At 75.7% G+C, this 23,006-nt stretch carries 21 protein-coding genes and 1 riboswitch; of the genes, 9 read left to right on the top strand and 12 right to left on the bottom strand.

Annotated elements, in window-relative coordinates:
* Nucleotides 1–78 precede the first annotated feature (78 nt).
* A complete protein-coding gene (locus tag ACI8AK_RS20570) occupies nt 79–840 on the top strand; it encodes a lysophospholipid acyltransferase family protein (protein ID WP_456957784.1) in 762 nt (253 codons plus the stop codon).
* Nucleotides 841–901: 61 nt separating this feature from the next.
* Here the strand turns inward: ACI8AK_RS20570 and ACI8AK_RS20565 are convergent, their stop codons facing one another.
* The 3 genes from ACI8AK_RS20565 to ACI8AK_RS20555 are packed head-to-tail and all read right to left on the bottom strand — an operon-like array spanning nt 902 to nt 3,959.
* Nucleotides 902–1,477, bottom strand: coding sequence for a TetR/AcrR family transcriptional regulator (locus ACI8AK_RS20565; RefSeq protein ID WP_387989297.1), 576 nt, complete (start codon nt 1,475–1,477; stop codon nt 902–904).
* An 11-nt stretch (nt 1,478–1,488) separates the two neighbouring features.
* Entirely contained in the window at nt 1,489–2,430 is a 942-nt protein-coding gene (locus tag ACI8AK_RS20560; RefSeq protein ID WP_456903177.1) for an alpha/beta fold hydrolase, read from the bottom strand.
* Nucleotides 2,427–3,959, bottom strand: coding sequence for a flavin-containing monooxygenase (locus ACI8AK_RS20555; RefSeq protein ID WP_456957782.1), 1,533 nt, complete (start codon nt 3,957–3,959; stop codon nt 2,427–2,429). Before ACI8AK_RS20555 ends, ACI8AK_RS20560 begins: the two co-directional genes overlap by 4 nt.
* A 107-nt stretch (nt 3,960–4,066) precedes the next feature.
* Between ACI8AK_RS20555 and ACI8AK_RS20550 the strand changes: the two genes are divergently transcribed.
* Together ACI8AK_RS20550 and ACI8AK_RS20545 are read left to right on the top strand one after the other, a co-directional pair.
* Nucleotides 4,067–4,975, top strand: a complete 909-nt coding sequence (locus ACI8AK_RS20550) for a short-chain dehydrogenase/reductase (RefSeq protein ID WP_456903179.1) — start codon at nt 4,067–4,069, stop codon at nt 4,973–4,975.
* A gap of 20 nt (nt 4,976–4,995) precedes the next feature.
* On the top strand, nt 4,996–5,484 hold the full coding sequence (locus ACI8AK_RS20545) for a polyadenylate-specific 3'-exoribonuclease AS (protein WP_456957780.1): 489 nt from the start codon (nt 4,996–4,998) through the stop codon (nt 5,482–5,484).
* Nucleotides 5,485–5,532: 48 nt separating this feature from the next.
* On the opposite strand, the gene ACI8AK_RS20540 is transcribed toward ACI8AK_RS20545, so the two are convergent.
* Both ACI8AK_RS20540 and ACI8AK_RS20535 read right to left on the bottom strand, forming a co-directional pair.
* A complete protein-coding gene (locus ACI8AK_RS20540) occupies nt 5,533–7,650 on the bottom strand; it encodes a methyl-accepting chemotaxis protein (protein WP_456957778.1) in 2,118 nt (705 codons plus the stop codon).
* Nucleotides 7,651–7,774: 124 nt separating this feature from the next.
* Nucleotides 7,775–8,170: a PaaI family thioesterase gene (locus ACI8AK_RS20535; RefSeq protein WP_387989316.1), complete on the bottom strand. Its 396-nt coding sequence runs from the start codon at nt 8,168–8,170 to the stop codon at nt 7,775–7,777.
* A 99-nt stretch (nt 8,171–8,269) separates the two neighbouring features.
* On the opposite strand from ACI8AK_RS20535, the gene ACI8AK_RS20530 reads away from it, so the two are divergent.
* The 3 genes from ACI8AK_RS20530 to ACI8AK_RS20520 are packed head-to-tail and all read left to right on the top strand — an operon-like array spanning nt 8,270 to nt 11,713.
* On the top strand, nt 8,270–9,292 hold the full coding sequence (locus ACI8AK_RS20530) for an ATP-dependent 6-phosphofructokinase (protein ID WP_387989319.1): 1,023 nt from the start codon (nt 8,270–8,272) through the stop codon (nt 9,290–9,292).
* A gap of 27 nt (nt 9,293–9,319) precedes the next feature.
* The gene (locus tag ACI8AK_RS20525) at nt 9,320–10,657 is read left to right on the top strand and encodes a class II 3-deoxy-7-phosphoheptulonate synthase (RefSeq protein WP_387989322.1); all 1,338 of its coding nucleotides are present in this window, start codon (nt 9,320–9,322) and stop codon (nt 10,655–10,657) included.
* Nucleotides 10,658–10,711: 54 nt separating this feature from the next.
* Nucleotides 10,712–11,713: a threonine aldolase family protein gene (locus ACI8AK_RS20520; protein WP_456957776.1), complete on the top strand. Its 1,002-nt coding sequence runs from the start codon at nt 10,712–10,714 to the stop codon at nt 11,711–11,713.
* A 43-nt stretch (nt 11,714–11,756) separates the two neighbouring features.
* On the opposite strand, the gene ACI8AK_RS20515 is transcribed toward ACI8AK_RS20520, so the two are convergent.
* The 3 genes from ACI8AK_RS20515 to pknB form a co-directional block, all read right to left on the bottom strand.
* Entirely contained in the window at nt 11,757–12,935 is a 1,179-nt protein-coding gene (locus tag ACI8AK_RS20515; RefSeq protein ID WP_456957774.1) for a S8 family peptidase, read from the bottom strand.
* A gap of 137 nt (nt 12,936–13,072) precedes the next feature.
* Complete coding sequence (locus ACI8AK_RS20510) at nt 13,073–13,966, bottom strand: deoxyribonuclease IV (protein ID WP_456957772.1); 894 nt, start codon at nt 13,964–13,966, stop codon at nt 13,073–13,075.
* Nucleotides 13,963–15,951 carry a Stk1 family PASTA domain-containing Ser/Thr kinase gene (gene pknB, locus ACI8AK_RS20505; protein WP_456957770.1) on the bottom strand — a complete coding sequence of 663 codons (1,989 nt, stop codon included), beginning with the start codon at nt 15,949–15,951 and terminating at the stop codon, nt 13,963–13,965. The genes ACI8AK_RS20510 and pknB overlap by 4 nt, the downstream gene beginning before the upstream one ends.
* Nucleotides 15,952–16,117: 166 nt before the next feature.
* Between pknB and ACI8AK_RS20500 the strand changes: the two genes are divergently transcribed.
* Entirely contained in the window at nt 16,118–16,261 is a 144-nt protein-coding gene (locus tag ACI8AK_RS20500) for a hypothetical protein (protein ID WP_387989334.1), read from the top strand.
* Between the two features lie 48 nt (nt 16,262–16,309).
* Here ACI8AK_RS20500 and ACI8AK_RS20495 read toward each other — a convergent pair whose 3' ends face one another.
* The gene (locus ACI8AK_RS20495) at nt 16,310–17,767 is read right to left on the bottom strand and encodes a glycine hydroxymethyltransferase (protein ID WP_387989337.1); all 1,458 of its coding nucleotides are present in this window, start codon (nt 17,765–17,767) and stop codon (nt 16,310–16,312) included.
* Between the two features lie 25 nt (nt 17,768–17,792).
* Nucleotides 17,793–17,876, bottom strand: a riboswitch (ZMP/ZTP riboswitch).
* Between the two features lie 39 nt (nt 17,877–17,915).
* Between ACI8AK_RS20495 and ACI8AK_RS20490 the strand changes: the two genes are divergently transcribed.
* On the top strand, nt 17,916–18,254 hold the full coding sequence (locus tag ACI8AK_RS20490) for an Rv2175c family DNA-binding protein (protein WP_387989340.1): 339 nt from the start codon (nt 17,916–17,918) through the stop codon (nt 18,252–18,254).
* Here the strand turns inward: ACI8AK_RS20490 and ACI8AK_RS20485 are convergent.
* From ACI8AK_RS20485 to ACI8AK_RS20475, 3 genes are read right to left on the bottom strand one after another with little or no spacing between them, the layout of a single operon-like run.
* Entirely contained in the window at nt 18,251–19,174 is a 924-nt protein-coding gene (locus tag ACI8AK_RS20485; protein WP_456903187.1) for a phytoene/squalene synthase family protein, read from the bottom strand. The genes ACI8AK_RS20490 and ACI8AK_RS20485 overlap by 4 nt on opposite strands.
* Nucleotides 19,171–20,664, bottom strand: coding sequence for a phytoene desaturase family protein (gene crtI, locus ACI8AK_RS20480; RefSeq protein ID WP_456903188.1), 1,494 nt, complete (start codon nt 20,662–20,664; stop codon nt 19,171–19,173). Before crtI ends, ACI8AK_RS20485 begins: the two co-directional genes overlap by 4 nt.
* Nucleotides 20,665–20,666: 2 nt before the next feature.
* Nucleotides 20,667–21,770: a polyprenyl synthetase family protein gene (locus tag ACI8AK_RS20475; RefSeq protein ID WP_456957768.1), complete on the bottom strand. Its 1,104-nt coding sequence runs from the start codon at nt 21,768–21,770 to the stop codon at nt 20,667–20,669.
* Nucleotides 21,771–21,971: 201 nt separating this feature from the next.
* Here ACI8AK_RS20475 and metF point away from each other — a divergent pair, with 201 nt between their 5' ends.
* Entirely contained in the window at nt 21,972–22,904 is a 933-nt protein-coding gene (gene metF / locus ACI8AK_RS20470; protein ID WP_456957766.1) for a methylenetetrahydrofolate reductase [NAD(P)H], read from the top strand.
* Nucleotides 22,905–23,006 lie beyond the last annotated feature (102 nt).

The raw sequence follows: 23,006 nt of genomic DNA, 5'->3' as shown, positions 1-23,006 counted from the left end.
GGTGCGGCCGGGACGACGCGCGGAGCCGATTGTCGCCGGGGCACCCGGATCCCTAGTCTGGCAGTTCGACAGGGAGGCGTGTTGTTCTACTGGTTCCTCAAGTTCGTGGCCATCGGGCCGGTCGTGAAGCTCGTGTTCCGCCCGCGGGCCGAGGGGCGCGAGCACGTCCCGGCCGACGGCGCCGCGATCCTGGCCAGCAACCACCTCTCGGCCTCGGACTGGATCTTCATGCCGCTGTCGCTGCGGCGCCGGGTCACCTTCCTGGCCAAGCAGGAGTACTTCACCGGCACCGGCGTCAAGGGGTGGCTGCAGCGGGCCTTCTTCTCCGGCGCGGGGCAGGTGCCCATCGACCGCTCCAGCGCCACGGCCGCCGAGGACGCGATCCGCACCGGCCTCCGGATGCTGCGGGAGGGCCGGCTGCTGGGCATCTACCCCGAGGGCACCCGCTCGCCCGACGGCCGCCTGTACCGCGGCAAGGTCGGCGTGGCGCGGATGGCGCTGGAGACCGGCGTGCCGGTCGTCCCGGTGGCGATGGTCTACCGGCCGCGGCGGATGCCGTTCGGCAGGAAGCTGGTCCGCGTGTGCGTGCGCTTCGGCGAGCCGCTGGACTTCTCCCGCTACGAGGGCCTGGCCGGCGACCGCTTCGTCGAGCGGTCCATCACCGACGAGATCATGTACGAGATCATGACGATGTCGGGCCAGGAGTACGTCGACGTCTACGGCGCCACCGTCAAGAAGTCGATGCAGGCCACCGGCGCCAGCGCCGCCGACGTCGTCGGGCGGCTGCAGCCGCCGGCCGGCGAGGCCGGCGACCGGGCGCCGGACACCCTCGCCGGCTGAAGGACCCCGCACGCCTCGCAGGCGCAGGCGGAGGGCCCCGAGGAGTGGCCGTCCCAGCAGGTCACCTCCGGAGCAGTCGCTCCAGCAGGTCGGTGAGCAGGGCCAGCAGCTCCTCGCGGCTGGTCGCGGGCTCGCGCACCCACTGGTGCACGAGGTCCTCGGTGAAGGCGAACCACGAGCGCACCAGCTGCCGGCGCAGCGGGTCCTCGAGCCCGCCGAGCGCGCCGATGCCGAGGTCGACCAGCGCCTCGCGGGTCTCCTCGTAGACCTCGGCCACCCACGGGTCGCCGCCGGCCGCGCCGCGGACGAACGCCAGGTGCGACTCCCGGTAGGTCTCCACCCAGCCGACGTAGCGGTCGAGCATCCACGCCGGGCGCTCCGCGGCCGGCAGGTCCGCCGGCGGGCTGAGGTGGGCGCGCAGCAGGTCGGCCGCCGCGCGCGTCACGGCCTGGTAGTACTCCCGCTTGGACGGGAAGTAGTGGAACAGCAGGCTGCGGCTGATGCCGGCCCGCCGGGCCACCTCGTCGATGGTCAGCTCCTGCACCGGCGTGGTGGGCAGCAGCTGCAGGCCGATGCCGACCAGCTGCTCCCGCCGGTCGGCGGCCGACCGGCGGGAACGCGCGGGGGGAGACGACACCGGCGCCCGGCTCAGGCGGCGGCCCGGGACGCCGCGGCGTCGGTGAGCAGCCGCGCGATCGACGCGGTCACCAGCGACGGCCGCTCGTTCGGGAGCATGTGCCCGGTCCGCGGGACCACCTGCACGTGCGCGCCGGGCAGGGCCTCGGCGAGCCGGCGGGTGTGGCGCACGGGGGTCAGCTTGTCGGAGTCGCCGACCAGCACCTCGACCGGCACGCGGGTCAGCGCGGCGAGCTCGGCGTGCTCGTCGTGCTCGAGCAGCGCGGGCAGGAACGCGGTGAACGCCCGCACGGTGGTCGCGTGCACGATCTCCGCCCCCGCGCGCACCATCGCGTCGGTGGCGTCGGCGCCGTAGAGCAGGTCGCGCACGACCGCCCGGTGCCGCGGGTGCTCCGGCGGCACCAGCCGGCGCAGCCGCTCGACGACGCGGGCGCCGGCCAGCGCCAGCGCCAGCGCGCCGGGGGTGAGCCGCTGCCGGACCCGCTCGGCGCGGGTGCGCGGCGGCCGCTGCAGGTCCCCGGCCGACGTCGACACGAGCGCGACGCCGAGCACCCGGTCGCCGAACAGCTCGGGCCGGGCCGCGGCCAGGCACATGACCGTCATCCCGCCCATCGAGTGCCCGGCCAGCACCACCGGGCCGGACGGCGCCAGCTGGTCGAGCACCGCGGCGAGGTCGGCGCCCAGCCGGTCGACCGAGACGTCCGCGGTGCCCCAGCCGGAGCGGCCGTGTCCGCGCTGGTCGTAGCGGACCAGGCGCAGCCGGCCGTCGGCGACCTGCGGGGTGAGCAGCGCGGCGACGTCGTCCCAGGCGGCCTGCGCCAGCGTCCAGCCGTGCACGAGGACCAGGGTGACCGGGGCGTCGTCGGGACCCTCGACGGTGGCGTGCAGCAGGGCGCCGTCGGGGGTGGCGACGGCGGCGGTGCGGCGCAGGCGCGGGGGAGCGGTCGTGCTCACGCGGCCACCTCCGGGGTGCGGGCGGGCACGCCGGCGGGGGTGGCGACGTAGTTCTCCCGGTCCAGCCGCCGGGTCAGCCTCCGGAAGCGGAAGGTGAAGTCCGGCCAGAGCGTGGTGTTGTGGCCGTGCCGGTCGAGGTACCAGCTGCCGCAGCCGCCGGCCAGCCACACCGTGCCGCGGGACCGGCGGGCGACGAGCTCGCGGTAGGCCTCCTGCGCCTCCGGGGTGGTCTCGAGGGTGTCCAGGCCCTCGGCGGCCATGGTGCGCAGCGCGTCGTCGACGTAGGCCACCTGCGACTCGATCATGTAGACCATCGACGTGTGGCCGACGCCGACGTTCGGCCCCACCAGCAGGAACAGGTTGGGGAAGCCGGCGACGGTGCTGCCCCGGTTGGTGACCATGCCCCCGTCCCACACCTGCGCGAGGGTGCGGCCGTCGCGGCCGGTGATCCGCCGGGCGATCGGCAGGTCGGTGACGGAGAAGCCGGTGGCCAGCACGATCGTGTCGGTGGGCCGCTCGACGCCGTCGACGGTGACGACCGAGTGCGGCCGGACCTCGGCGATGCCCGCGGTGACCAGCTCGACGCCGGGTGCCGACACCGCCGGGTAGTAGTCGTTGCTGATCAGGATCCGCTTGCAGCCGATGGTGTAGTCCGGCGTCAGCGCCTCGCGCAGCCGCGGGTCCCGGACCTGCCGCTCCAGGTGCGCCTTCGCCACCCGCCCCACGGGCGTCAGGAACCGCCGGTGCTTGGCCAGGCCGAGGACGAGGAACTCGCGGGCCAGGTACAGCACCGCGCGGACCAGCCGCTGGAAGCCGGGGACCAGCCGGTACAGCCGCTGTACCCACGGGGACACCGGGTGGTCGGTGCGCGGCACGATCCACGGGGGCGTGCGCTGGTAGACGGCGAGGCTGCCGACGCGCGGCTGGATCGCGGGGACGATCTGGACGGCCGAGGCGCCGGTGCCGACGACGGCGACCCGCTCGCCGGTGAGGTCGTGGTCGTCGTCCCAGCGCGCCGAGTGCACGACGGTGCCCCGGAAGGAGTGCAGCCCCGGGATGTCGGGCCGGTGCGGGTCGGCCAGCGCACCGGCGGCGGAGACGAGCACCCGGGCGCGGAACCGGCCGGCCGTCGTCTCGACGTCCCAGCGGCGGTCGGCGTCGTCCCAGCGGGCGGCGGTGACCTCGGCGCCGAAGACGCAGTGCCGCCGGACGTCGAACCGGTCGGCGGTGGCCTGCAGGTAGGCCTGGATCTCCGGCTGCTCGGAGTAGGAGCGCGGCCAGTCCGGGTTGGGCGCGAAGGAGAAGGAGTAGAGGTTGGACTGCACGTCGCAGGCGGCGCCGGGGTAGTGGTTGTCGCGCCAGGTGCCGCCGACGTCGTGCGCCCGCTCGAGCAGCACGAAGTCGGTCTCGCCGCGCTGCCGCAGCCGGATCGCCATGCCCAGGCCCGCGAACCCGGAGCCGATGATCGCCACCCCGACCTCCCGGGAGTCCTCCGCGCCCGGGGCGGGCCTGTCCAGCGTGCTGGTCACCGGGTGCTCCTCCTGCGACGACGTCCGGCTTGCTGAGCAACGGTCGACAAGCTACAACCCTCGTTGAGCAGTGCTCAACACGAGCGGCCGAGACCCAGGGAGCACCGATGGCGCTGTCGCCCCGCAGGAGGACCCGCACGCCGCTGGCCGGGAGGGCCGTGCTGGTCACCGGCGCCGCCCGCGGCATCGGCGCCGAGCTGGCCCGCCGGGCCGCCGCCCGCGGCGCCCGGGTGGCGCTGGCCGGTCTCGAGCCCGAGCTGCTGGCCCGGGTCGCCGACGAGCTCGGCCCCGGGCACCTGTGGGTGGAGTGCGACGTCACCGACCCCGAGGCGCTGCGGGCCGCCGTCGCCCGCACCGTGGACACCTTCGGCGGCCTCGACGTCGTCGTCGCCAACGCCGGGATCGCCCCGCTCACCACGGTGATGACGAGCTCGGCGCACGCGCTGTCCCGGACGATCGAGGTGAACCTGACCGGCGCGGTGCTGACCGCGCACGCCGCGTTGCCCGAGGTGGCGGAGCGGCGCGGGCACGTGCTGCTGGTGAGCTCGGCGGCGGCCTTCACCGTGCTCCCGGGCATGAGCGCCTACTGCGCGGCCAAGGCCGGGCTGGAGCGCTTCGGCGACGCGCTGCGGCTGGAGGTGGCCCACCGCGGCGTCACCGTGGCCAGCGCCCACCCGACCTGGATCGACACCGACCTGGTGCGCGACACCGAGGCGGCGCTGCCCACCTTCGCCGCCACCCGCCGGTCGCTCCCGGGGCCGCTGGGCGCGTACACGTCGGTGGAGGACTGCGCCGAGGCGCTGGTGGAGAACCTGGAGACCCGCGGCCGCCGGGTGTTCGTGCCGCGCTCGGTCGGCGTCGTCTCGGCGCTGCGCCAGGCGGTCACCGGCGCGGTGGCGGAGAAGCTGATGATCCGCCTGTCGGCCGCGCGGGTGCCGCAGCTCGAGCGGGACGTCGCCGCGCTGCAGGGCCGGGAGTTCGGCCGGTCCTCGGTCGGCGGCCGCCGGGCCGGCTGAGCGCACCTACGGTGGGCGGCGTGCGGCGGTACTTCTACGACACCGAGTTCATCGAGGACGGGACGACGATCGACCTCGTCTCGATCGGCGTCGTCGACGAGACCGGCCGGGAGTTCTACGCCGTCAGCACCGAGTTCGACGAGCGCCGGGCCATCCCGTGGGTGCGCCGCAACGTGCTCGACCAGCTCCCGCCGCCGTCGGACCGGGCCTGGCGCAGCCGCCGGCGCATCCGCGACGACCTGCTCGCCTTCCTCACCGGCCCGGGGGAGGAGGTCGAGCTGTGGGCGTGGTTCGCCGCCTACGACCACGTGGCGCTGGCCCAGCTGTGGGGGCCGATGACGGCGCTGCCGCGGGCGGTGCCGCGGTTCACCCGGGAGCTGCGGCAGCGGTGGGACGACGCCGGCCGGCCCGACCTCCCGCCCAGGCCGGCCGGCACGCACGACGCGCTCGTCGACGCCCGCTACAACCTCGCCCGCTGGAACGCGATCGAGGCCGCCCGGGCCCGCTGAGCAGGGCCCGGACGGCCTCGGCGGGTGCACCCCCGCGGAGGTGCGCGGCTACACCGTGAAGACGGCGAGCAGGCGGGTGAGCTCCTGGGACAGCTCGTCGAGCTCCACCGCGGCGGCGTGCGCCCGCTCGACGTCGTCGGCGCTGTCCCGGGCGTCGGCGCTGACCGTGGTGAGCGTGGCGGACACCGAGCCCGCGCCCTCGGCGGCCGCGGCGACGCTGCGGGTGAGCTCGCGGGTGGTCGCCGACTGCTCCTCCACCGCGCTGGCGATGGTGAGCTGGTGGTCGTTCATCGCGTGCACGACCTCGGCGATGCGGGTGATCGAGCCGACCGCGGCGCCGGTGTCGGCCTGGATGGCCTCGACCTTGCGGGCGATGTCGTCGCTGGCCCGGGCGGCCTCCTGCGCGAGCTCCTTGACCTCGTTGGCCACGACGGCGAAGCCCTTGCCCGCCTCACCGGCGCGGGCGGCCTCGATGGTCGCGTTGAGCGCGAGCAGGTTGGTCTGCTCGGCGACGGCGGCGATGACGCGCACCACCTCGCCGATCTCCGCGGAGCTGGTGCCCAGCGCGGCGATCGCGCCCTCGGTCCGGCGGGCGAGCTCGGCGGCCTGCCGGCCCACCTGCGCGGCCTCGGCGGCGCTGCGGGCGATGTCGGTGATCGACAGGCCCATCTCCTCCGCGCCGGCCGCGGCCGCGGACACGCCGGCGCTGATGTCGCTGGCCGCGGCGTGCGCCGACTGCGCCTGGTCGCGGCTGCGGGCGGCGCGGGTGGCGAGCCCGTCGGCGACCGCGGCCACGCCCGACGCCGACGCCGCCACCTGGCGGGCGCAGCCGCCGATGTCGCGCACGGTGCCGGCGACCTTCTCCACGAACCGGTTGAACGCCGCGGACAGCTGGCCGACCTCGTCGTCGCCGCTGACCGTCATGCGCTGGGTCAGGTCCCCCTCGCCGTCGGCGATCTCGGCCATGCGGGCGCGCAGCTGGTGCAGCGGCGCGGTGAGCCGGCGGCCCAGCTGCCAGGCGACGACCCCGCCGAGCAGCGCGACCAGGACGGCGGCGAGGACCAGCGCGGTGACCATGGCGGCGCGGCCGTCGGCGAGCCGGTCGACCGGGCCGGTGAAGTCGGCGTCGCGGGCGATCGTGACCAGCACCCAGTCCCACGGCGCGTAGTAGGTGACGGTCGCGGTGCTCGCGCCGGCCTCGGGGTCGGTGAAGCGCACGGTCGCCTGCGCGCCGTCCTCCAGCGCCACGGCGGCCTCGACGATCTCCCGGGCGTAGGGCTTCCCGTCGGCGTCGGTCGCGTCGACGAGCTGCTCGCCGTCGCGCTCGCCGCCGGGGCTGACCAGCACGGTGCCGGCCCGGTCGCCGGTGCCGCCCCAGACCTCCACGTGCCCGTTCTCGCCGACCCGGGTGGCCTCGAGGCTCTCCCGCAGCGCCGGGATGGACTGCTGCTTCTCGCCCACGTAGAGCATGCCGACCAGCTGGCCGGCCCGGTCGAGCAGCGGCGTGTAGGCGGCGACGTACCAGGAGTCGACGACGAAGGCGTTGCCCCGGTAGGTCTGCCCGGCGGTGACCGCCGAGACGACGGGGTTCGGCGTGCCGTCGGGGTCGGTGGCCGGGATGTAGGTGCCGATCGCGCGGGTGCCGGTGGCCGACGTGACGTTGGTGGCCACGCGCAGCATGTCGCCCGACGGCGTCCGCTGGAAGATCGTCGCGGTGCCGCCGACCAGCGCCTCGACCTGGTCCACGACGGCGGTGGGCACGGCGGGGTCGGCGTTCTGGCCGAGCCACGCGCCGCCGACGGTCACCCGCGGCAGGTCCACCGGCGTGACCTCCCCGGAGAGCTGGTTCCGCGCCTCCCAGCGCACCGGCCCGCCGGGGCCGCCCACGGCCAGCCCGCCGGAGCGGGCGAGCACGTCGAGGGCGACGGCGAGCTGGCTGTCGACCCGCGCGGCGGTGGACTGGCCCTGGGTGGCGACGACGTCCCGCACCCCGGCCGCGGTGCGCGCGACGCTCTCCTCGACCAGCTCGGTCACCGACTCCTGCGTGGTGTCGGCGAACCGCGCGCTCTGCCACGCGCTCACCCCGGCCATCGCGCCACCGGTCGCCGCCACGCTGGCGACGGCCAGCGCGACCACCTTCGTCCTGATGCCCCACCGTCCGAGCACGCCGTCCCCCTCCCGGCCCGGGCAGAGCGCCCGGCACCGCGCCGCAGCGTCGGCAGGGCGCGGCCGGTCCTGTACCGGAACCGGCGGCGCCGGGGCGGCTGGGGCGGGTGGGGCGGACCGTGACTCAGGCGGGTCCGAGCACGGCCTGGGTCTGGGTGACCGAGGCGACCGGGCGCCCGTCGTCGTCGGTCACCTCGGTGAGGACGACGACCGTCGAGCGGCCGACGTGCAGCGGGCGGGCGGTGGCGTGCGCGGTCCCGCCGCGGACCGCGCGCAGGAGCGACGTCGACGAGGCGAGGGTCGACGTCGAGGCCCCGGGCGGCAGGTTGAGGAAGGCGCACACCGCGCCGACGGTGTCGGCCAGCGTCATCAGCGCGCCGCCGTGCAGCACCCCGCCGGCGGTGCACCGCTGCGGCGCCCACGGCAGCCGGCCGGCCACCTCGCCGGGCCCGGCCCGGTCCAGCTCGACGCCGGTGGCGACGGCGAAGGGCATCAGCGCGAGCAGTTCGGCGGGGTCCACGCCGGCGATCCTGCCGGTTCCGGCGCGTAGACGGTGACCGCGGTCACCGATCGGGTGCAGGATCGTGCTGACCTGCGGTTCGTCCGTCCGGGAGGCGTCGTGCGCATCGGGATCCTGACCGGCGGGGGAGACTGCCCCGGCCTCAACGCGGTCATCCGGGCCGTGGTCCGGTGCGGCATCGGCTCCGGGGACGAGGTGGTCGGCTTCCGCGACGGCTGGCGCGGGCTGCTCGACGACGACGCCGTCCCCCTGGACCTGGCCGCCGTCCGCGGGCTGCTGCCCCGTGGCGGCACCGTGCTCGGCACCTCCCGCACCAACCCCTACGCCATCGACGGCGGCCCCGCGCGGGTGATGGCCACCCTCGAGCGGCACGGGATCGAGGCGCTGGTCCCGGTGGGCGGCGAGGACACCCTCGGCGTCGCCGCGAAGCTGACGGGGGAGGGGGTGCGGGTGGTCGGCGTCCCCAAGACGATCGACAACGACCTCGACGGCACCGACTACACCTTCGGCTTCGACACCGCGGTCGGCGTCGCGATGGAGGCCATCGACCGGCTGCACACCACCGGTGACAGCCACCACCGGACGCTGGTCGTCGAGGTGATGGGGCGGCACGCCGGCTGGATCGCGCTGCACGCGGGGATGGCCGGCGGCGCCACCGTCGTGCTGGTGCCCGAGCGCCCGTTCGACGTCGAGGCCGTGGTCGCGCACTGCCTGCACCGCTTCGAGTCCGGCTACTCGCCGATCGTCGTCGTCTCCGAGGGGGCGCGGCCGGCCGACGGCGACCTGGTGACCGCCACCGGCGAGCGGGACGCCTTCGGCCACGTCCGGCTCGGCGGCATCGGCGCCGCGCTGGCCGCGCTGCTCGAGGAGCGCACCGGCCGGGAGGCGCGCGCGGTGGTGCTCGGGCACATCCAGCGCGGCGGCACGCCGTCGGCGTTCGACCGGGTGCTGGCCACCCGCTTCGGCCTGGCCGCGGTCGGCGCGCTGCACGAGGGCCGCTCCGGTGTCATGGTGGCCCTGCGCGGGACCGACGTCGTCCCCGTGCCGATCGCGGAGGCGACCGCGCGGCTGAAGCTGGTCCCCCTGGAGCGGTACGCCGAGGCCGAGGTGTTCTTCGGGTGAGGAGGTGACCGCCGTACCCTCGACCGCGTGAGCCTGTCCCCATCCCCGCAGCCGGTGCCCGGTCTCGACCGGTGGCGGGAGCTCCCCGCCGCCCAGCAGCCGACCTGGCCCGATCGCGCCGCGCTCGACGGCGTCCTGAGGACGCTGTCGTCCGTGCCGCCGATCGTGGCGCCCAGCGAGGTCGACGAGCTCCGCGGCCGGCTGGCCGAGGTGGCGCAGGGCCGGGCGTTCCTGCTGCAGGGCGGGGACTGCGCGGAGACCTTCGACCTCAACACCGACGCGCACCTGCAGAGCACCACGCGCACGCTGCTGCAGATGGCCGTCGTCCTCACCTACGGCGCGAGCGTGCCGGTGGTCAAGGTCGGCCGGGTGGCCGGGCAGTACGCCAAGCCGCGCTCGTCGGACACCGACGCCCTGGGCCTGCCGTCCTACCGGGGCGACATGGTCAACTCGCTGGAGCCGGTGCTCGAGAAGCGCATCCCCGACCCGAACCGGCTGGTGCGCGCCTACGCCAACTCGGCCGCGGCCATGAACATGATCCGCGCCTACGCGCACGGCGGCCTGGCCGACCTGCACGCCGTCCACGACTGGAACAAGGACTTCGTCGCCAACTCGCCGGCCGGTGTCCGCTACGAGGTCATCGCCCGCGAGATCGACCGGGCGCTGGCGTTCATGAAGGCCTGCGGGGTCGACGACAGCGCGCTGCGCGGCGTCGAGCTCTACAACAGCCACGAGGCGCTGGTCCTCGACTACGAGGCCGCGCTGCTGCGGGTGCACGAGGGCCGGCCCTACGCCGCCTCGGCGCACTTCGTGTGGATCGGCGAGCGCACCCGCCAGCTCGACGGCGCGCACGTGGAGTTCATGTCGCGCATCGCCAACCCGATCGGCGTCAAGATCGGGCCCTCCACCACCCCGGAGCAGGCCACCGAGCTGGTCGAGCGGCTGGACCCCGACGGCGTCCCGGGCCGGCTGACGCTGATCAGCCGCATGGGCAACGGCAAGATCCGCGACGTCCTCCCCGCCATCGTGGAGAAGGTCACCGCCAGCGGCCACCAGGTCGTGTGGCAGTGCGACCCGATGCACGGCAACACCCACGAGTCCTCGACCGGCTACAAGACCCGGCACTTCGACCGGATCGTCGACGAGGTCCTCGGCTTCTTCGACGTGCACCGTGCGCTGGGCACCTGGCCCGGCGGCATCCACGTCGAGCTCACCGGCGAGGACGTCACCGAGTGCCTCGGCGGGGCCATGGAGATCAGCGACGAGGACCTCAACAGCCGGTACGAGACCGCCTGCGACCCGCGGCTGAACACCGGGCAGTCCCTGGAGCTCGCCTTCCTCGTGGCGGAGATGCTGCGTGGGTAAGGACCTCGTCCTCCCCATCCCTCGCCAGCTCGGGACGAGCCTCGGGACGAGGCCGTGATCGACCTCCGGTCCGACACCGTCACGAAGCCCACCCCCGGCATGCGCCGGGCGATGGCCGAGGCCGAGGTGGGCGACGACGTCTACGGCGAGGACCCGGCGATCACCGCGCTCGAGGAGCGCGTCGCGGACCTGTTCGGCCACGAGGCCGCGCTGTTCGTGCCGTCCGGGACCATGGGCAACCAGATCGGCATGCGGCTGGTGTGCGAGCCCGGCCAGGAGGTGCTCTGCGACGCGGACGCGCACGTGGTCACCTACGAGATGGGTGCCGCGGCCGCGGTGTTCGGCATCTCCACCCGCACGGTGGTGTCCTCCGGCGGGCTGCTCGACGCCGGCGCGCTGATCGACCAGGTGCGCCCGCGCGGTGACTGGCACCTGACCGCCACCGCCGCCGTCGCCGTGGAGAACACGCACAACCGCGGCGGCGGGCGGGTGCAGCCGCTGGCCGAGCTCGAGCGGCTGTTCGCCTGGTCCCGCGACGCCGGCGTCGCCGTGCACCTCGACGGCGCCCGGATCTGGAACGCCTCCGTCGCCGCCGGCACCGACCTCGCCACCTACGGGCGGCTGGCCGACACCGCGTCGGTCTGCCTGTCCAAGGGGTTGGGCGCGCCGGTCGGGTCGGTGCTGGTCGCCTCCGCCGAGCGGATCGCCGCCGCCCGGCTGTGGCGCAAGCGCCTCGGCGGCGGCATGCGGCAGGCCGGGGTGCTGGCCGCGGCCGGGCTGTACGCCCTGGACCACCACCTCGCCCGGCTGGCCGAGGACCACGAGCACGCCCGGCTGCTGGCCAAGCGGCTGGGCGTGGACCCGGCGACGGTCGAGACGAACATGGTCGTGGTCGACGACGTCCCGGCGCCGGTCGTGGCCGAGGCCGCCAAGGCGCGCGGTGTGCTGGTGTCCCAGGTGAGCCCACGGCGGATCCGCCTGGTCACGCACCTCGACGTCGACCGGGCCGCGGTCGACCGCGCCGGCGACGTCCTCGCCGACCTCCTCGACCGCTAGGACGCCTGCCGGCCACCGATGGGAGGCCGGCAGGCGCCGCGGCTCACCAGGAGCTGAACAGCAGCCGGTTCGGCGTGCCGGCCCGGGTGGCGGTGCGCGACAGCGTCACGTGGTTCGTCGTCGCGGCCGCGGTGACCGCCCTGGCGACCGTCGCCGGCGCGGCGCCGGTGTCGCCCTGCAGGTACAGCGCGGCGACGCCCGCGACGTGCGGCGTGGCCATCGAGGTGCCGCTGATCGTGCTGGTCGCCGTCGGCGTGGTGTGCCAGGCGCTGGTGATGCCGACGCCGGGAGCGAGCAGATCCACGCAGGCGCCGTAGTTGCTGAACGACGCGGCGGTGTCGGTGCGGTCGGTGGCGCCCACGGTGAGCGCGGCGGGCACCCGCGCGGGTGAGGAGGCGCAGGCGTCCTGGGCCACGCCCGCGTTGTTGCCGTTGCCGGCCGCGACGGCGTAGGTGACGCCGTCGGCGATGGAGTTGCGGACGGCGGTGTCGATCGCCGTGCTCGCCCCGCCGCCCAGGCTCATGTTCGCCACCGCCGGCGCGCCCGCCGCGTGGTCGGCGGTCACCCAGTCGATGCCGGCGACGACGCCCGCAGTGGTGCCGTTGCCGTCGCAGCCGAGCACCCGCACGCCGACCAGCCGCACGCCCTTGGCCACGCCGTGCGTGGTGCCGCCCACGGTGCCCGCGACGTGCGTGCCGTGGCCGTTGCAGTCGTCGGCCGGGCCGCCGTCGACGGCGTCGTAGCCGGAGACCGCCCGGCCGCCGAAGTCGGTGTGCGTGTAGTTGATGCCGGTGTCGATGACGTAGGCGGTGACGCCGCTGCCGGTCGCGGTGTACCCGAACGTGCCGGACAGCGGCAGGTCGCGCTGGTCGGTGCGGTCCAGGCCCCACGGCGCGCTGGACTGCGCGCCCTCGGCGGTGACCACCCGGTCGCGCTCGACGGCGACCACGCCCGGGATGGCCGACAGCCGGCCCGCGGCGGCCTCGGGCAGCTCGACGGCGAAGCCGGTGAGCGCCGCGGTGTAGACGTGGGCGATCCGCCCACCGAGGCCACGGGCCCGGTCCGCCGCCTGGTCGGGGAGGGTGGAGCGGTCGACGGTGACCACGTAGGTGGCCCGCGGGCCGCCGTCGGCGGGCGCGGCGGCGGCGGGGCCGGCGGTGACGCCGAGGCCGGCGGTCGCCAGCGCGACGACGCCGACGGTCAGGGTGCGACGAGTGGGCAAGGACGGCTCCTCGGGGAACTCTCCGCAGCCGGGCGGCCGCGGTGGGATGCGAGCCAATCCGGTGCCGTAGATCACCGCAAGTGAAGACGCGAACCCGCAGGGTAACCGCGGCGTGTCGCTCTCCCCGGTCGCGCCACTCAGGCGGCGGAGGCAACCCCGGGCAGGTCGACACCGTCGCGGAGGGCGCACAGCAGGGCGATGTCGCGGGCGTGGCCACGGTCGGCGCTCGGCGTCTCGACGACGACCGGCACCCCGGCCATCGACGGGTGCGCCATCAGCTCGCCGAAGGCGCCGACGCCGATCGAGCCCTCGCCGATGGTGGTGTGCCGGTCCCGCTTGGAGCCGCGCTCGTCGAGGGAGTCGTTGGCGTGCACCAGCCCGAGCCGGCCCGGGCCCACGGTGGCCTCCAGCGCGTCCAGGGTCGCCGTCGTCCCGCCCGGGGTGGCCAGGTCGTGCCCGGCCGCCCACGCGTGGCAGGTGTCCAGGCAGACGCCGACCCTCGGGTGCCAGTCCAGCGCCGCGAGGTAGGGGCCGAGGTCCTCGACGGTGGCCGCCAGCGACCGGCCGCCGCCCGCCGTCGGCTCGACCAGCAGCCGCGGGCCGTCGTCGGGGAGGGCGTCGAGCACCGGCAGCAGCCGCTCGTGCAGCTGGCGCAGCGCGGCCTCGTAGCGGTCCTCGTCGACGGCGGACCCCGCGTGCACGACGACGCCGCGCACGCCGAGCTGCACGCCGCGGGCGAGGTCGGCGGCGATCGTCTCGACGGAGCGGTCGACGGTTGCCGGGGTGGGCGAGCCGACGTTCACCAGGAACGGCGTGTGCACGAACGACGGGACGCCGCGCTCGGCCAGGCCCGCGACGAACGCGGCGTCCTGGACGGGGTCGCCGGCCGACCGCTTCCAGCCGCGCGGGTTGCCGACGAAAACCTGCACCGCCTGCGCGCCGACGTCGTCGGTGTATCGCAGCCCGCCGGTGGCCAGGCCCCCCGCGACCTGGACGTGCGCACCGACCGGGGTGGAGGGGGCGCCGCTCACCCGAAGCTGAGCAGCAGGCTCACCTGGCTGCCCTGGTCGACGACGGTGCCCGCGCCCGGGCTCTGCCGGTACACGCGGTCGCCGGTGATGAAGGTGGACGTGGTGACCGTCAGGCCCGCGGCCTCGAGGGCCGCGGTCGCCTCGTCCTCGCCCATGCCGGTCACGTCGGGCACGGTCACCTGCGGCACGCCGACGGAGACCTGGATGGTCACCTCGCTGCCGTAGGGCGCCTCGGTGCCCGGCCCCGGGGTGACCGCCATGACCGCCCCCGTGGGGACGTCGGCGCTGCGGCCCTCGGTGCGGACGACGGTGAAGTGCTGGGCCTCCAGGTTGGCCTGCGCGGCGTCGGCGGGCTGGCCGACGACGTTGGCGACCGCGACCGGCGCCGGCCCGCGGCTGACGAACACCGTCACCGGGTCGCCGCGCCTGACCTCCGTGCCGGCCTCGGGCTCGAAGCCGGTGACCGACCCGACCGGGATCTCCTCGTCGTAGTCCTGCTGCTCGGTGGGGACGACGGGGATGCCGGCCAGCGCCTCGCGCACCGCCTCGACCGGCTGCCCGACCAGGTCGGTGGGCACGGTGAACCGCTCGGGCCCCTTGGAGACCACCAGCTCGACGTCGCTGTTGCGGATCGCCTCGCCGCCGTCGGGGTCGGCGGAGATGACCGTGCCCTCGGGCACGGTCTCGCTGAACTGCTCCTCGGCGAAGACGGGGTCCAGGCCCGCCTCCTGCAGCAGGTCGACCGCGGCGGCACGGTCGCTGCCGACCAGCGAGGGCACCTGCGTCCAGCGGCCGGAGCCCATCCACCAGCCGATCGCGCCGATGGTGACCGCCAGCAGCAGCACGACCGCGACGGCCAGCCGCGCGCGGCGGCGCCGCACCTGCGGGGAGACGCCGGTGCGCTGCGGCGGCGCGGGCCGCCGCCCGCCGACGTCGGCCGTCGAGCCGGTGCCGACGTTGGGCAGCAGGCTGGTGCGCCCGGCGCGGGAGGGACGGCTGCCGCCGAGCACCTCGGTGCCGGGCTCGCTGCCGTCGCCGGGGTCGCTGGGGTGCCGGCGCGGGGGCCGGTTGGTCGGGCGGATGGTGGCGGGACCCGCGGAGCTGCGCCCGGTGGGGACCGGCACGCGGGCCAGGCCCAGGTCGCTGCGGACGTCCTCGAGGTCGGCGAGGAAGGCGCCGGCGTCGAGCGGGCGGACGGCGGGGTCGCGGCGCGTCGTCCGCTTGACCAGCTCGTCGACCTGCCACGGCACGGTCGGCACCTCGGCCGAGGGCAGGGGCACGTCGTGGTGCACGTGCTGGTAGGCCACCGCCAGCGGGGTGTCGCCGCCGTAGGGCGGGTGGCCGGTGAGCATCTCGAACAGCACCAGCCCGGCGGCGTAGACGTCGCTGCGGGCGTCGGCGCGGCCGCGCTCGAGCTGCTCGGGGGACAGGTAGGCGACCGTGCCGATGAGCACGCCGCCGGTGTGGCTGGTCTGCCCGGTGCCGGTGAGCGCGCGGGCCAGGCCGAAGTCGGCGACCTTCACCGTGCCGTCGTGGCCGATGAGCACGTTCTCGGGCTTGACGTCGCGGTGCACGATGCTGGCGCGGTGCGCGGCCGACAGCCCGGCCAGCACCGGCTCGAGGACGGCGAAGGCCTCGGCGACGGTGAGCCGGCCGCGGGCCTGCAGCAGGTCGCGCAGCGTGCGGCCGCGGACCAGCTCCATCACCAGGAAGACCAGCCCCTGGTCGCTGCCCTGGTCGCTCACCCCGACGACGTTGGGGTGGCTGAGCATCGCGGCGGCGCGCGCCTCGCGGGTGAACCGGCCGACGAACGTCGGGTCGTGCGCCAGGTGCTCGGCCATGACCTTGACCGCGACCGTGCGGTGCAGCCGGAGGTCGGTGGCGGCGTAGACGGTGGACATGCCGCCGCGCGCCAGCCGCTCCTCGAGGCGGTAGCGCCCCTCGAGGACCAGGCCGACCACGGGGTCGGTCACGGCGGTGTCCACGAGCAGGATTCTAGGAGCGCCCCGCCCGGGAGCGGCCCGCACACGCGCAGGCGGGCGGGCCGGCGCACCCTCCCGTCACACCGGTCACGGGAGGGTCCGCCCGCGTGCACCCGCCCCGGCGGGGGTAGGCGTGCGGGCACCGACCGACGAGCGAGAGGACGAGCACGTGAGCGAGCAGACACCCGAGCCGGGCCCGCAGGACGAGGCCGGGGTCGAGCGGGGCGGGATGGACGAGGCCAGCGGCGCCCCGCTCACCGAGACCGAGATCGAGACGTCGAAGAAGCCCGAGGACCGCGACAGCGACGTCTGACGGTCCCGGCCCGGGGCGCCCGCCCCGGGCCGGGCCGCCGTCGCGGGCTCAGGACAGCTCGAGCCCGGGGTAGAGCGGGTGCGCGGCGACCAGCTCGGCCGCGGCCGCGCGGGTCTTCTCGGCCAGCCCGCCGTCGACGACGTACCTGGCCTTCGACGGCGAGCCGTCCCTGGTCGCGGTCGGGCTGGTGTGCGACAGCACGTCGACGATGAGCTCGGCGGTGCGGTCGAACTCGGCGGCGCCGAACCCGCGGGTGGTCAGCGCGGGGGTGCCCAGCCGCACGCCGGAGGTGTACCAGGCGCCGTTGGGGTCGGCCGGGATCGCGTTGCGGTTGGTGACGATGCCGGCGTCGAGCAGCGCCGACTCGGCCTGCCGGCCGGTGAGGCCGAAGCCGGAGACGTCGAGCAGCACGATGTGGTTGTCGGTGCCGCCGGTGACCAGCCGGGCGCCGCGGCGGGACAGCCCCTCGGCGAGGGAGACGGCGTTGTCGACGACGGCCTGCGCGTAGCCGGCGAACTCCGGGCGGCGCGCTTCGGCGAAGGCGACCGCCTTGGCGGCCATGACGTGCGGCAGCGGGCCGCCGAGCACCATCGGGCAGCCGCGGTCGACGGCGTCGCTGTACTCGGGCTGGGCCAGCACGAACCCGCCGCGCGGGCCGCGCAGAGACTTGTGGCTGGTGCTGGTGACCACGTGCGCGTGCGGCACCGGGTCGAAGTCGCCGGTGAAGACCTTCCCGGCGACCAGGCCGGCGAAGTGGCTCATGTCCACCACGAGCGTCGCGCCGACCTCGTCGGCGATCTCGCGCATCCTCGCGAAGTCGACCTTGCGCGGGTAGGCGGAGTAGCCGGCCATGAGGATCAGCGGGCGGAACTCGCGGGCGCGGGCGCGGACGGCGTCGTAGTCCAGCAGCCCGGTCCCCGGGTCGGTGCCGTAGGAGGACTGGGCGAACATCTTGCCGCTGATGTTCGGGCGGAAGCCGTGGGTGAGGTGGCCGCCGGCGTCGAGGCTCATGCCGAGCATCCGCTGGTCGCCGAGGGCGTGCCGCAGGGTGGCCCAGTCCTCGTCGGTGAGGTCGTTGACGTGCCGGACGCCGGCCCGCTCCAGGGCGGGGGACTCGATCCGCTGGGCGAGCACCGCCCAGAACGCGACCAGGTTGGCGTCGATGCCCGAGTGCGGCTGGACGTAGGCGTAGGGGGCGCCGAACAGCTCGCGGGCGTGCTCGGCGGCCAGCGCCTCGACGGTGTCGACGTTCTGGCAGCCGGCGTAGAAGCGGTGGCCGACCGTGCCCTCGGCGTACTTGTCGCTGAACCAGTTGCCCATGGTCAGCAGCACCGCGGGGCTGGCGTAGTTCTCGCTGGCGATGAGCTTGAGGGAGGCGCGCTGGTCGGCGAGCTCCGCGCCGATCGCGTCGGCCACCCGCGGCTCGACCTCGGCGATGACCGACAGGGCGCTGCGGTAGGCGGTGGACGCGGCGGCGGCGTCGAAGGAGGGGGTCACGTCGCTCATGGGGGCTCCTGGCGGGTGTCGGCGTCAGCGGTGCCCAGGCGCCCGGCGGGGGAGTGCAGGCCGCTCCCCGGTGGTGCCCCACCTCGATGCGCCAGTCACGGCCCGCTGCCGATGGTAGCCGGGTCCCGCGCCGTCCTAGGCTCGGACCGTGCAGTCCGACGAGATCGAGACCCTCACGCCGGCCGAGGTCGCCGACGCGCTCGGGGTCTCGCCCAACAAGGTCCGGCAGCTGGTCCGCGAGGGCAAGCTCATGGCCGTGCCGGGCAGCGGCAACAGCCGCATCCCCGCCGACTTCCTGCAGGACGGCGCCGTGCTGCGGCACCTGCCGGGGCTGATCACCGTCCTCAAGGACGGCGGGTTCACCGACGCCGAGGTCTTCGAGTGGCTGTTCCGCGCCGACGAGTCGCTGCCCGGCACCCCGGTCGAGGCGCTGCGCGGGGACCGGCACACCGAGGTCACCCGGCGCGCGCAGGCCCTGGCCTTCTAGGAGCGCCGCCTCCTGAGCCGCACCGCCTGGGCGCTCGCGAGGCGGCGGGCGAAGACCCCGAGCCGGCGCGGCTTGGACACCGTCACCCGGCGGTCGAGCACCCGGTAGTCGGCGCGCTCGATCTCGGTGAGGATCCCGCCGTAGAGCGCCGTGGCCGCGCGCACGCAGTCCCTGGACTCGGGCGCGAGCATCGGCGTCCCGGGGGCGGCGTCGTCGTAGCGGCGGCGGACGATCTCCACCATCTCCTGCATGAGCGCGCGGAAGCGGGCGTCGTGCCGCTTGGCCTCGATCTGCTCGCGGGTCACGCCGTGGGCGGCCATGACGTCGGCGGGGAGGTAGACCCGGCCGCGGTCGGCGTCCTCGGCGACGTCGCGCAGGAAGTTGGTCAGCTGGAACGCCTCGCCGAGCGCGATGGCGTGCGGCGCGGCCTCCTCCTGCGTGACGCCGGGCGCGGTGCCCAGGACGGGCAGCACCTGCAGGCCGATCACCGACGCCGAGCCCCACATGTACCGGTCCAGGGCGGCGATGTCGGCGTAGCCGGTGACGGTGAGGTCGCTGGTCATCGCGGCGAGGAAGTCGACGAGGTGCTCGACCGGGATGCGGTACCGGCGGTAGGTGTGCACCGTCGCCAGGCGCACCGGGTCGTCGGACCAGCCGGCCTCCAGCTCGTCCAGCAGCGCCCGCGACCAGTCGGCGAGGTCGGCCTCGGGGTCGGCGCCGGGGTGGTCGACGAGGTCGTCGGCGGTGCGCGCCGCGGCGTACAGCGCGTGGATCGCCGGGCGGCGGTCGGCGGTGAGCAGCCGGGTGGCGAGGTGGTAGCTCTTGCCGTGCTCGGCGTTGACCGCGGCGCAGTGCCGGTAGGCGGCGTCGAGCCGCTCCTGCCGCTCGGCCTGCGTCAGCGGCCGCTCGGTCGCCGTCACCGCGTCACCGGCCCGGTGATCCGCTCGGCGGCCAGCCGGCCGCTGATCACCACCATCGGCACGCCGACGCCGGGCTGCACCGACGAGCCGGCCAGCACCACGTTCTCCGGGCCCCGGCGGGGCAGCGTCGGCGTCCGGAAGGGACCGGTCTGGCCGAAGGTGTGCGCCAGGGCGAACGGCGTGCCGGCCGCCATGCCCTGCCGAGCCCAGGTCAGCGGGGTGTCCACGTGCTCCACCTCGATCGCGTCGGAGATCCCCGTCCAGCCGCGGGCCTCGAGCACGCCCAGCACCTCCTCGCGGTAGCGGGGGGCGAGGGCGTCCCAGTCGATGCCGGGGTTGCCACCGGAGTGCGGGTCGAGGTTCGGCGCGGGCGCGACGACGCTGAGCACCTGCCCGCCGCCGGGCACCAGCGACCGGTCGGTGACCGAGGGCGTGCTCACCAGCAGGCTGGGGTCGCTCATCGGCCGGCCGTCGCGGGTGAGCTCGTCGAACACCTGCCGCCAGGCCGCGCCGAAGCTGATCGTGTGGTGCGCCTGCCCGGGCAGCTCGTTCCGCACGCCGAGGTGCAGCGTCACGCACGACGGCGAGTAGGTGGGCCGCCGGCGGCGGGCGAAGCCCGGCACCAGCCGCTCGGGCACGTCGGCGGTCACGACGACGGCGTCGGCGGGCAGCCGCTCGCCGCCCGCGAGGCAGACGCCGGTGACCCGCCGGCCGCGCAGCTCCAGCTCCTCCACCGTCGCGCCGTACCGGAACACCACGCCGGCGTCCGCGGCCGCGGCGGCCATCGCGCGCGGCACCGCGCCGATCCCGCCGACCGGGTGCCAGACGCCCGCGCCGATGTCGAGCTGCGCGATGACCGCGTACGCGGCGATCGCCCGGAACGGCGACACCCCGGCGTAGAGGGCCTGGAAGCTGAACAGCCGGCGCAGCCGGTCGTCGGTGAAGAAGCGCGCGACGTGGCTCGACAGCCGCCCGAACCCGCCGCGCCGGACCAGCGCCCACAGCTCGGGGCCGAGCAGGTCCAGCGGGGTGTCGAGGTTGCGGTCGATGAAGGTGTCCAGCTGCAGCCGGTACAGCTCGGCGAGGTCGGCGAGGTAGCGGCGCAGCGCGGCGGCCTCGGCCGGGCCGGCCAGCGCCTCGACCTCGGCGGCGAACCGGTCGACGTCGGCGTGCACGTCCAGGTGGGAGCCGTCGGCGAACTGCGCCCGGTAGGTGGTCTCCAGCGGCACCAGCGTCAGCCGGTCCTCGAGCTTCTCGCCGACGGCGGCCAGCGTGTCGGCCACCAGCTCCGGCGCGGTGAACACCGAGGGGCCGGTGTCGAGGACGTAGCCGTCGCGGGCCACGACACCGGCGCGCCCGCCGGGGCCCTCGCCACGCTCGACGACGGTCACCTCGCGGCCGGCGCCGCGCAGCCGCAGCGCCGTCGCGAGGCCGGCGAGGCCGGCGCCGACGACGACGACCCGGTCGGTCGGCCCGGGGACGGTGCGCACGTTCAGGCGGTCCGCGAGGTCGCCGCGACCGCGAGCGCGTCGAGTGCGGCGCGGGCCTCGTCGGCGATCGGGGCGTCGGCGATCGCGCGGCGGGCGGTGGCGGTGCGCTCGGCGATCCGCTCCTCGACCCGGGCGCGGGCGCCGGTGTCCTCCATCAGCCGGCGCAGCGCGTCCAGCTGCTCGGCGCCGCAGTCCGGGTTGCCCAGGCAGCTGCGCAGCAGGCGGCGGCCGGCGTCGTCGGCGGCCTCCTCGGCGAGGGCGACCAGCAGCGTCTGCTTGCCCTCGCGCAGGTCGTCGTCGGCGGACTTGCCGGTGACGGCGGGGTCGCCGAACACGCCGAGGACGTCGTCGCGCAGCTGGAACGCCTCGCCCAGCGGCAGGCCGACGGCGGTGTAGACGTCGGCGGCGCGGGGTCCGGCGCCGGCGATGGCGGCGCCGAGCTGCAGCGGTCGCTGGACGGTGTAGCCGGCGCTCTTGTAGCGGGCGACGGTGAGCGCGCCCTGGGCGCCGGGCAGGCCGCCGGCGGCGCGCAGCAGGTCGAGGTACTGGCCGGCGGTGACCTCGGTGCGCATGGTGTCCCAGACCGAGCGGGCCCGGGCCAGCGCCGGGGCGCTGATGCCCGAGCGGCGCAGCAGCTCGTCGGACCAGACCAGTGCGAGGTCGCCGACGAGGATGGCCGCGCCGACGCCGAAGGCCTCGCCGTCGCCGGACAGGCCGTCGTCGCCGTGCCGGGCGGCGAAGCCGACGTGCGTGGCGGGACGGCCGCGGCGGGTGAGGGCGCCGTCCATGACGTCGTCGTGGACCAGGGCGCTGGCGTGGACGAACTCCAGCGCGGCGACCGCGCGCAGCACCGCGGCCTCGTCCTCGGCCGGGCCGCGGACGTCCTCGGTGACCCCGCGCCAGCCCCAGTAGGCGAACAGCGGGCGCAGCCGCTTGCCGCCGTCGGCGAGCGCGCAGACCTCGTCGACGACGGGGGTGAGCGCCGGCGCCATCCCCGCGAGCGTGGTCCGCTGCTCTTCCAGGAACCCGGTCAGCGCGGCGGAGACGGCGCCGCGGATCCGGTCCAGGTCGGCGGCCTCCAGGGGCGGCGCCAGGGGCCGGACCACGGACTCTGCCTCTGCCGCCCCGGTGATCACGCGGCCAGTATCGCCCCATCGAGTCGCGCGCGTCCTGTCCAGGGGCCGGTGGTGGGCGCTCACGGGACCTCCTCGCCGCACTGCCGTCGCGGTGTCGTCGTCTTCCCCGGGTCTTCTGCCGGGAGCGTGTGGACGGATGCAGTGGTGCGGTTCCCCGTACCCTCGGCACCCGTGACCCGAAGCGTCCGCGAGCTGCTCGCCTCGTCGCGGCCCACGTGGTCGTTCGAGTTCTTCCCCCCGAAGACACCCGAGGCCGAGGTCCAGCTGTGGACGGCGCTGCGGCAGCTCGAGCGGCTGCAGCCGTCGTTCGTGTCGGTCACCTACGGCGCCGGCGGCTCGACCCGCGAGGGCACCGTCGCCGTCACCGAGCGGATCGCCGCCGAGACGACGATGACCCCGCTGGCGCACCTGACCGCGGTCAACCACTCGGTTGCCGAGCTGCGGCACGTGGTCAGCCGGCTGGCCGCCGCGGGCGTGCGCAACCTGCTGGCGCTGCGCGGCGACCCGCCGGGTACCGATCCGCAGGCCGAGTGGGTCCGGCACCCCGAGGGCCTGGAGTACGCCTCGGAGCTGGTGGAGCTGATCCGCTCGATGGGCGACTTCTCCGTCGGCGTCGCGGCCTTCCCCGAGCGGCACCCGCGCTCGCCGGACTTCGAGACCGACGTCGAGATGTTCGTGCGCAAGTGCCGCGCCGGGGCGGACTTCGCGATCACGCAGATGTTCTTCCGCGTCGAGGACTACCTGCGGCTGCGCGACCGGGTCGCCGCCCACGGCTGCGACGTGCCGGTGATCGCCGGGGTCATGCCGGTCACCAACGCGCGGCAGATCGCGCGCATCGTCCAGCTGTCGGGCCAGGCGTTCCCCGAGGGGCTGGCCGCGCGGTTCGCCGAGCTCGACGGCGACTCACCCGAGGAGAAGGCGGCGGTGCGCGCCTACGGCGTCGAGGTGGCGACGGCGATGTGCCGGCGGCTGCTGGACGAGGGCGTGCCGGGCATCCACTTCATCACCATGAACCGGTCGACGGCGACGCGGGAGGTCTTCACCAACCTCACCGACGCCGGTACCGGGACCTCGGTGCCCTCGACGCTGGCCGCCACCCCCTGACCGACGCGGTTGCTCCGCCTCCTGCGGGCAGCGGCTCCCCGTCCCGCACGTCCGGCACGACCGTTCCGGGCGTCGGCTCACCCCGTCCGGTGGTGAGCCGAC

The sequence above is a fragment of the Geodermatophilus sp. SYSU D00867 genome, from assembly GCF_054050315.1.
This window is presented reverse-complemented; position numbering and strand designations above follow the sequence as displayed.